Here is a 9,575-nt window from a genome sequence, read left to right as displayed (position 1 = left end):
GGACCTGTACCTGTCAGTGTCAGCGTCAAATCAATTGAATTTCCGCCGCAAATTGTTCCTCCTCCCGAAAGAACCGCGGTGGGACCATTCATGTAAATCCCCGCAAGCGATAAAGAAGAACTGGTAATTCCCCCAACATACATACTTGAGCTACCTACCGTTGCTATGCTTTCCCATGTGGTTCCCTTCCAGTTTGCAGCTACCAGGGACGAAGCAATTGAATTATCAGGGGCAAAAACGGTAGATGGATACATGACAGCAACACTATATTGAGATACCCCGCTAGTACTAATATCCCAGTACCGATTCATATAATTTGTGGTATTCCCGTCATTTGGATGTTGAGTTTCGTGCATGGCTATAGTCACAGAACTACCAGCTCCGGCTGTAAGCCCACTAAAACCAATATTTGAATTATCACCATTCGAATCAACCAACTCAATCAAACTAGAAGAAGCTGAAGGGAGCGTTAAGTTGAAATCATTCAAAAAGATTTTACCGCCATTGGCTGAATAGGAACCTGTAACAACCAAATCAGAGGCAAGCTTTAGCAGACCGTTTTGCATATCCAGACTTCCAACGCTAACATTTGGTCCAATCGTTACAACCGAGAATATATCCGTACCAGCATTAATAACCAATTGATTAATGCTGGTAATTGAAGTTCCGCTTATTACACTCCCATTAGCAGTTATTGAAATAGTTCCCTGGTCGTTTAACGTTCCGTTATTGATAAAGCTTCCGTTGACTGTTAAACTAGCTCCGGGAGATAAAATAAGGGTACCGCCAGCCTCAATGGTTAAACTTTGGCATTCAGCTGAGCCGCTAATGGTAATAGTTGCGCCGGAAGGAATGGTAACATCATCAACAAGAGTCGGCACCGAATTGGTAGCCCAGGTTGAGCTCAAACTCCAATCCTGACTAACCGGTTGCGCACTAATATTGGCAGGTAAAGCAAAGGCGTAATTTAAACCTCCGCCAAGAAGCAAGAATCCCGCTAAAAGAACAATCATCATCGCTCTTCCGAATTCAAACCAACTCTTATATATTTTGCTTCTTTTTGCCATTTCACATCAATTATTGCACACAATGATCAACTAAGCCCCCAATTCAGGTGACTTACAATCTGTTTTTTTTAATTCTTAGGGAATTACTTACTGACATTTCGGCAGGAACACTACAAACAAGTGAACGCCAAACAGTGGGCTATTCTTTGAATTACTGAAATAGCAAAGAATCATCGGGAAATAAGCTGGAACCCAGCTTTCCGAAAGAGTATTTCAACCAAAAGGTTCGACGAGACATCACAGAATTGAAGTAAATTTTTTCCATAGCATTCCTAAACTTTTATTCCACCAATTATGATTTACCTTTATAAAAACCGGATAAAAAGAATCAACCGATTTCATTCCACAATAGCGCTTTCAGACCTCTATTTTTTTCTCTTCCACTCTGGTTAAACAGAGGTTCTGATGTTTTCTCTTTCACCTATTAATTACATTTTTTGATAATTGGTAACCCCTATTTGATACCCAAAAATACATGTTTGATAATTATTGCGCAAAAGAAAACATAAAAAAACGCTAACAATGAGCAACTTACGCCACTACATGGTTAACTAAAAAATATTAAATAAAACCCCTAAGAATTATTTAAAACAATAAAAAATCAAAAACTTATTATACTAAGTCTAAATCGCACGGTAATATTACGAAAAATTGCTTTGAAAAAGAAGTACAATGAGGCTAATTTGCGAAATTTCAAGAAGAAAGCAGACTTTGAATTCAAAAATACCAATAAAAAGAACTTAAAAGCTTTTTACAATATACGAGGAAAGTCTAATTATGAAAGACAGAATTAAGGAGGAAGATTTGTGCCGAAGGAATTACAGAAAAGAATACAGCCTTTCATTCAAACAGATTATAAATACTTAGAATCGAAAGGTATCGCCGATAAACCAAAATAGGCTTATTGTCTCCGAAACATGAAAGAAAAGCCACGCGAAATGATACATTGCCGGATAGAGCATATAAAAAAAGCAAGCTCCAGAATGGAACCTGCTTCATATCTTACATGATCCGATTACCTAATTAGAGTAACTCTTTAACAACTTTCAAAGCTGCTTCGTAATTTGGTTCTTCAGTTACCTCTGGACAAATCTCAACATATTGAATTACTCCCTCTTTGTCGATAATGATCGTTCCGCGGGTTAACAGGCGCAATTCTTTAATCAGAAAGCCATATTTAACGCCAAAGTCAACATCTTTATGATCAGAAAGCGTAATTACTTTATCCAAACCTTCAGCGGCACAAAAACGACTTTGTGCAAATGGTAAATCGCAAGAGATTGACAAAATTACAGCATCACCTAAATTAGAAGCTTCAGCATTAAAACGTCTGTTTTGCGCCTGACATACTCCGGTATCAATTGATGGATACAGCGCTAAAACACGTACTTTTCCATCATAGTCACTCAATTTTACAGGACTTAAATCAGCACCAACAACAGTAAAGTCAGGAGCTTTCTGACCAACTTTTGCTTCTTCACCCAACAAGGTTAACGCACCACCTTTAAATGTAATTTTTCCGGTTGTTTCTTTCATCGTAGTTGATTTTATTAAAATATTACAGGCTCCAAGCCTGACGGTTAACTATTAAATTACTTCCCTACTAATCTAAACGTCTGTTTACAGAACGGGAAAGTCATGCTATAAAACAATACAAGCCGACGCTTGTTTGCTGCCGGCTAAAATTTTTAGCGATTTTTTTTAACGAAATAATACGAGACCGACCAAAGATTTTATAAAGCATAAGTTAAGCCCAGCGAAACATTATTGATCGCTGCTTCGCCCCAAATAAACCAGCGCTCGCTAAGTCGGTATCGCGCTCCCAAGTGCAAATCTCCAACAAAACTCTTCTCGTGCCAATCCTTGGAGCCACCTCCTGCTTCAATTTCGGCACTAACACCAACATAAACATTCCAGTGGTTTTGTCGCGGTCGCCAACCGGCCTCCATAAAATGATAACTTACCCGTGCCCCCAGATAGGGACTTTTAGCTCTTCCATCCGCTTTACTTTGCACGTACAAACCAGATTGAAGGCCAACGGAAACTTTATTGGAAACCATATAATCGAGAATCATTTTACCACCTAGTACACTGTTGTATTTAAATTCCTGCGAAAAGCCCCCTGACAAATACAAAGCACCAGCATAGGCATTCCACATATTATAACGTGGCCGATAGGGCTTGGCAGTAGGCAATGGTTCGGAAACCGTGCTTTCACTACGATTAACGTTTCCTGACGGAGCTGCAGTTCCCGGAATACTAATCATCAATATCGCCCCCAACACGCCAACTCGAATTGCCATTCTCCGCATTAAAGCAGTTAATTTTTTCATAAAGATTTTGAATATAGTTCCAGCATCCAGATTTTATTCCCCCAGGCACGAATTAAAAAGAATACGATCTAAACCACTATTTTATTGTTCAAATAGCTGAGTAATCCTAGGAAAGAATCCATCAACACCTATTTTTTATTGAACTCGCTTCAAATTGTAAATAATGACAGGTTCTTCTAAATACTGGTCATCATCTTCTTGCTGTTGTATCTCTCTGGCAACATCCATACCATCAATGACCCGACCAAAAGCGGCAAATCCCTGACCATCCGGATTTCGTTTTCCTCCAAAATCAAGCGAGGGTTGATCACCAATACAAACAAAAAACTCCGTTGATGCACTTCCAGGCTCATTTCGTGCCATCGAAATTGTCCCATCCAAATGCTTCAAACCTGTTTTAGCAGTAGTTTCATGCGGAATAGTTGAATATCGTGCAATTTGCGCATCGTCGCGCAATCCTCCTTGAATGACTTCAATCTTCACCGGGTTTTGTGGCTGATTGTCCATACGAACAACCCGATAAAAACTGGCATTCAGGTATACCCCTTCATCAACAAGTTTCAGAAAGTTTCTACCGGTAAGTGGAGCATGAACAGTATCAACCTCAACAATAATATTGCCCATGGAACTTTCAATCTCGACTTTGGGAAGTGAACGTTTTCCACAAGCAAACAGCCCCAGTAACAAAATCGTCAATCCTAAATACTTCGTCATAATTTAGCAGGATATGAATTATTATAGACAAACTTAACAGTTTTAACTGATTTCGGATAGTGATCCTGCAATGATAACCTACAGACATCGCCCGCATGAGAGGTATCGTAGCCTACTAATCATTGAAAGCCCCAAAGCTAAAAAGTTATAAGTATTTAATTTTCAAGGGTAAAAATTCACCACCATTTTATTCTCCCTTAATCAATACTTAATCCTGAAGCCAGATATTAGCATCATAAAATGAAAGAGGATTATGAAGTCCAGGAAACTTGAAATAGCCGTAATATCAGATTTGCATTTGGCTACCCGGGCATGTAAGGCAAAAAACATTTTGCATTATCTGAAGTCAATAAATCCGCAGACTCTTGTACTCAATGGCGACATTATTGATTCGTGGCGATTTAGCCGAAACTACTTCCCAAAACCGCAGTTGAAAGTGGTTCGTCAACTTATCAAGATGATGGAGAAAGGTGTAAAAATCTTCTACATCACTGGTAATCACGACGAATTCCTACGCCGTTTCAACCAGACTGAAATCGGGAAATTAAAGATTGTCAACCAATTGATACTTGATTTAGACGGGGAAAAGACCTGGATCTTCCACGGCGACCTTTACGACCATATTATTCACAAAGCCAAATGGCTAGCCAAATTTGGTGCTGCAGCTTACGGATTGCTTACGGTGATAAACAACGGGTTGAACACCGTACTAAAACCTTTGGGGGTTAAGGAATTCATTATTTACAAAAAGCTAAAAAGGAAAAGCACATCCTGCGAACACCCGACAGCTTTCGAGAAAGCCATAGCTGCAACTGCTGCAACCAACAATTACGAAACAGTTATTTGCGGACATACCCATATTCCGAAAGACAAAGAAATAAATCTGACAGGCAAAACAATCCGCTACCTCAATTGCGGCGACTGGGTTGAACACTTCACTGCAGCCGAATACAACAAAGGAAGATGGGAGCTATTTTATTTCGAAGACAGCGAAGAGGAAAATGCAGTTGACGATCCTGAAATTCCGGATAGCAAACAAGTTTATCAGTCACTTTTTCGGGAACTGGCAATGGCAAATTGCTTGTAACAGCTAATCAGTAAGGGAAAATCAATGACAGATTCAAAATTGAAAATATTATATGCCATACAAGGAACAGGCAATGGCCATCTGGCACGTGCGACCGAAATCGTTCCACTTTTGAATGAACTTGGCACAACCGACATTCTGGTTAGTGGTATACAGGGAGACATTAAGTTACCTTTCCCTGTAAAATACAAATTATATGGCTTAAGCTTTATTTTTGGGAAACACGGCGGTGTCAGCATCTGGCAAACAATCCGTCGTTCTCGCCCCTTCCGTTTAATCCACGACATCTTTAATTTACCGGTTCGTGATTACGACCTGGTTATTTGCGATTTCGAACCGGTAACTGCATGGGCATGTAAATTACGCAAGAAAGTCTGCATTGGTCTTAGCCACCAGAATGCCGTTCTCCATCCGCAAGCCCCAAAACCAAAGCAAAACGACCTTACCGGCTTATTTATACTGAAGCATTATGCTCCTTCAACAGTACGTTACGGTTTTCATTTTAAACAACTTGACAACAATAATTTCACCCCGGTAATCCGTTCCTCAATTCGTCAGGCAAAACCTCAAAAATTCGGACATTACACGGTTTACCTGCCGGCATACAGCAACGAAGAAATTGAATTCGTTTTGAAAATGTTTCCTCATTACGAATGGCAGGTGTTTTCGAAACATTGCCAGTCGGATTACCGCAAAGATTCTATCTGGTTCCGACCGGTTTCTTTAGAAAATTTTACGGAATCATTTGTAAACTGCACCGGCATATTGTGTACTGCAGGCTTCGAAACTCCGGCTGAAGCAATCTATATGGGGAAAAAGCTTTGCGTAATCCCAATGAAGAATCAGTACGAACAAGCCTGCAATGCCGAATTTTTAAAGCATTTGGGAATCCGGGTTTTGACGAACTGGCACGAGTCGCCTGAGCAACTCGCTTTATGGCTGGATAACGACGAACCTATGCAAATTAACTATCCGGACGAAACAGCACAAATTCTTAGAAATGTCGTTGAGAGCCCCATTGAAAGCATTTCTCAATTAATGACAGCCTCAACTGAACCAGGCCAATAAATTTGGCATTTTTCCACTAAAAAAAATAACGTCAATGCGTAAAATGATAGTTATCACGTCTTGTCTTGCCATCCTTTTCGTTGGTATTGGTTACCTTCTGCCGAAAAGCGTTCACGTAAAAAGGAGTATAGAAATAACGGCTCCAACAAAAGACGTCTACAAGCACGTAGCCGACCTGAGACGCTGGAATAGCTGGTCTGATCTACTTCCCGACGACCATTTGATCTCACTCGAATTCATTCAGGACAAAACCCAAAAGGACATCGGGTATAGCTGGAATACAGGCGGCTTTAATCCTCAAAAACGTCGGTTGCTCATAACCGGAGATGCCTGGTGTGATTCAATTAGCGCAAAAATGAGTTTTTCAAAAGATAATATTGCCTCTAGTTGCTTTCGTTTCGAAAATGAAGCGGGGAGAACCAAGGTGAGCTGGGATTTCAAAGTGGAACTGGGAAGTGGATTGCTGGCACGTTGGCGAGGTCCGTTTATCTACAATCTGATTAGTCCCGACCTAAAACTCGGGCTCCGTAAACTAAAAGCAATAAGCGAAGAGAATGCGGGAACTCACCCGCGTGATTTTGCCGCAGAACAAATCATACATTAATACCCGAAGTAGAAAAATACTTAATAAGGTCGAAAATATCATACTCAATAAAAAAGCACTTTTCCCTGATCTTATTCAGCGAAAAGTGCTTCGTCATTATAAATCCCAAAACAATTAAATGTCTTATCGTTCTAGGCTGTCGCGATTTTAATCACTAGTTTTTTTACCGGAACAGAATCTCCCTTTTTTACTCCGGGACGATGCAGATCGGTCGTGAAAAACAAAAGATAATTTTCGGGGTTAGCAACATACAAAGGACCATCATTTTCACCATAGAAAATCACATCCTTCTCAGCATTATACTCCCCTGCGTTTTTGGCATCTGCCAAAGGCATGACTCCCATTTGTTCTTCACCTGAAATTACGTATTGTAAATCGATGAACTTGCGATGAGCTTCCCATTTGGCATTCTCAGGTTCCTTGCTGGCATATTCAGAAACAATAGCTGTTACTTCACCCTCGATAATCGGGTATTTACCAACTTCCAAAGTTGGAAGATCCTTCTTCATAAAACCAAACACGGCCTTCCAAAGCTCAGGTTTTGCATGATATTGTTTATAAAACTCTTCTACATCTACCGAAGCATCCAAAGTGAGGGACAATCCATCAGCCCAAGCTTTACCGGCAAACCATTCTTGTGTTGTACTCATTTTTTGGCGTTTTTTTAAGTGAGACTCAAAAATACATAAATGTTTGCTGAAATTACCAATATAAAGGTCCCCAAACAGAACATCTTCTGTGAAGAATCGTTAACTATTCTAAAAGTTCATCTAAAAGCTAACAACTTATCGAACTTTTTTGCAAACTTTGAGTTGATGCATAGAAAGGAGGAATGAAGGGTATGAGTATTGCAGCTATTTTCAAGTTACTTCACGTTTTTTTACTGGCCACAGTCAAATATTTTATCATGTTCCCATATGCCATGTTGATTGGCATCGATTTTTTGCACACCCTAATCATAGTAACCGTTGGAGGGATTACCGGTTTTTATTTTTTCTATTACGTAAGTGGATATTTTATCCATCTCTACTACATGCATCACCGGCAAATCCATAAAGCGATAAAGCAAGTAACCCGGGTTGATTTGCACCATACTTTTGCAAATCCGGAACAAGAAAAACGCAGTAAAATCAACAAGAAAACAAGGCTGATAGCCAAGTTGAGAAGAAAATACGGATTCTGGGGAATCATCATTATGACACCCAGTTTGTTGAGTATTCCCATTGGTGCTTTCCTACTAAAGAAATACTATTCACGGGAGAAATACATTGTAACCTACATGACGCTTTCAATTTTGGGATGGGCATTATTATTCTCTTCTATTTTCATCATTCTCCCAAAACCTTTGTAAATCACACAGGTGATTTAGGTTTATCAGTTCTCGATCAGCTTCTTGCCAGTCAAGCGCATCCAGATCTTTGTGCCTAAGCCATACCAATTGTTGATGTTCATATAGATCAATATTAGCATTCTGAATACTGCAAACAAAAGGATAAAGTTTAATTTGCTTGTTACCGTAGTCGTGTGTCACGGGATAAAGAAAAGCCTCAACCCAAACAGTAACGCCCAGCTCTTCCTGAATCTCTCGTTTTATACAGGCAACAGCCGATTCCCCTGGCTCTACCTTTCCACCCGGGAACTCCCACTGGTTTGGGTGATCGGTATCAGCATGACGCTGTACAGCCAACAAACAACCTTCCCGATAAATTAATGCACAACAAACATCTAACATAGACTAACACTTTCTTAATTTGTCTAAATTTAGCTTTTCAAGCTAAACAGGCAGCATGACGACAGATGAAATTCAACAAGGAATTAAAAATTGGGAAAACACCGATTTCATTTTTAACTATTTCGCCAGCCATCCCAACGCTTTTCACAGATTATTGACTGTAGCTTTGGATGATTCGGAACCAACGAACTGGCGAGCAGCCTGGTTAATCGACAAACTTAACGAACAACAACCGAACCTAATTGCCTCGCATCTCGATCAGATCCTAAACGCTGTATTCGATACCGAAAACCAAAGCAAGCTTCGTCATTTTCTAAAAATTATCAGTCTCCACCCCATAGAGCGACAGGTAGCCGGCAAACTATTGGAGCGTAGCTTGAAAATATTCACCAATCCCAGCTATGCGATAGCCATCCGCGTACATGCCATGCAAATCCTTTACGAGATTTCCCAGATGGAAACAGAACTAAAGCCAGAGATTAGTCAGACAATTGAGCAAGAAATGGAGCTACATTCTTCTCCCGGAATTCGATCAAGAGGCCAAAGAATTCTTAAAATGCTAAGACGGGAGATCTCCAAGTCATAAACAACGGCTCTGAATAAACGATTCATTTTCAACGACAAGAAAAACCCGCTCTTTTTTTGCATGTTTTTTTTCAAAAAATGATTTGCAGTATCGGAAAAAACCAATACTTTTGCCGCTGTCTTTAGAAAAAAGACCAAGAATGATTGACCCGTGGTGTAATTGGCAACACGTCTGATTTTGGTTCAGAAGAGTCCAAGTTCGAGCCTTGGCGGGTCAACAGATAAAGCAGCTCAATCGGGCTGCTTTTTTCGTTTTTGCCCTGATTATTTTCTTCAAATTTGCAGAATAAAAAAAAAGATATATTTTTGCCGCGTCTTTACAGAAAAGACCAAGAATGATTGACCCGTGGTGTAATTGGCAACACGTCTGATTTTGGTTCAGAAG

The 9,575-nt window shown here is 40.0% G+C and carries 11 protein-coding genes and 1 tRNA gene; 6 read left to right on the top strand and 6 right to left on the bottom strand.

All coding sequences use genetic code 11. From position 1 onward, the window contains the following. The 4 genes from AC37HE_RS13705 to AC37HE_RS13690 form a co-directional block, all read right to left on the bottom strand. A partial coding sequence (locus AC37HE_RS13705; RefSeq protein ID WP_500783415.1) for a DUF8693 domain-containing protein occupies positions 1-1,067 on the bottom strand: 1,067 nt, incomplete at its 3' end. Positions 1,068-2,090: 1,023 nt separating this feature from the next. Further along, entirely contained in the window at positions 2,091-2,603 is a 513-nt protein-coding gene (gene tpx, locus AC37HE_RS13700) for a thiol peroxidase (RefSeq protein ID WP_500783414.1), read from the bottom strand. A gap of 197 nt (positions 2,604-2,800) precedes the next feature. After that, complete coding sequence (locus AC37HE_RS13695) at positions 2,801-3,400, bottom strand: hypothetical protein (protein WP_500783413.1); 600 nt, start codon at positions 3,398-3,400, stop codon at positions 2,801-2,803. A 135-nt stretch (positions 3,401-3,535) separates the two neighbouring features. Then, entirely contained in the window at positions 3,536-4,114 is a 579-nt protein-coding gene (locus tag AC37HE_RS13690) for a peptidylprolyl isomerase (protein ID WP_500783412.1), read from the bottom strand. Between the two features lie 253 nt (positions 4,115-4,367). Here AC37HE_RS13690 and AC37HE_RS13685 point away from each other — a divergent pair, with 253 nt between their 5' ends. From AC37HE_RS13685 to AC37HE_RS13675, 3 genes are read left to right on the top strand one after another with little or no spacing between them, the layout of a single operon-like run. After that, positions 4,368-5,201, top strand: a complete 834-nt coding sequence (locus tag AC37HE_RS13685; RefSeq protein WP_500783411.1) for a UDP-2,3-diacylglucosamine diphosphatase — start codon at positions 4,368-4,370, stop codon at positions 5,199-5,201. Positions 5,202-5,225: 24 nt separating this feature from the next. Further along, a complete protein-coding gene (locus AC37HE_RS13680) occupies positions 5,226-6,269 on the top strand; it encodes a glycosyltransferase family protein (protein ID WP_500783410.1) in 1,044 nt (347 codons plus the stop codon). A 34-nt stretch (positions 6,270-6,303) separates the two neighbouring features. Beyond that, positions 6,304-6,873 (top strand): SRPBCC family protein, encoded by a 570-nt coding sequence (locus AC37HE_RS13675; RefSeq protein ID WP_500783409.1) that lies wholly within the window; start codon positions 6,304-6,306, stop codon positions 6,871-6,873. A 131-nt stretch (positions 6,874-7,004) separates the two neighbouring features. Here the strand turns inward: AC37HE_RS13675 and AC37HE_RS13670 are convergent, their stop codons facing one another. Continuing rightward, the gene (locus AC37HE_RS13670) at positions 7,005-7,523 is read right to left on the bottom strand and encodes a NanQ anomerase/TabA/YiaL family protein (protein WP_500783408.1); all 519 of its coding nucleotides are present in this window, start codon (positions 7,521-7,523) and stop codon (positions 7,005-7,007) included. 191 nt (positions 7,524-7,714) lie between these two features. On the opposite strand from AC37HE_RS13670, the gene AC37HE_RS13665 reads away from it, so the two are divergent. Next, positions 7,715-8,224: a hypothetical protein gene (locus AC37HE_RS13665; protein ID WP_500783407.1), complete on the top strand. Its 510-nt coding sequence runs from the start codon at positions 7,715-7,717 to the stop codon at positions 8,222-8,224. Here AC37HE_RS13665 and AC37HE_RS13660 read toward each other — a convergent pair. Then, entirely contained in the window at positions 8,183-8,605 is a 423-nt protein-coding gene (locus tag AC37HE_RS13660) for a (deoxy)nucleoside triphosphate pyrophosphohydrolase (RefSeq protein WP_500783406.1), read from the bottom strand. The two genes, AC37HE_RS13665 and AC37HE_RS13660, sit on opposite strands and share 42 nt — an antisense overlap. Positions 8,606-8,660: 55 nt before the next feature. On the opposite strand from AC37HE_RS13660, the gene AC37HE_RS13655 reads away from it, so the two are divergent. Together AC37HE_RS13655 and AC37HE_RS13650 are read left to right on the top strand one after the other, a co-directional pair. Next, positions 8,661-9,191, top strand: a complete 531-nt coding sequence (locus AC37HE_RS13655) for a HEAT-like fold family protein (protein ID WP_500783405.1) — start codon at positions 8,661-8,663, stop codon at positions 9,189-9,191. A 144-nt stretch (positions 9,192-9,335) separates the two neighbouring features. Next, a tRNA-Gln gene (locus AC37HE_RS13650) sits at positions 9,336-9,408 on the top strand. Positions 9,409-9,575 lie beyond the last annotated feature (167 nt).

This window comes from Mangrovibacterium sp., from assembly GCF_059905295.1.
Note: the sequence above shows the minus strand (reverse complement) of the source record. Positions and strands in the feature narration are given on the sequence as shown.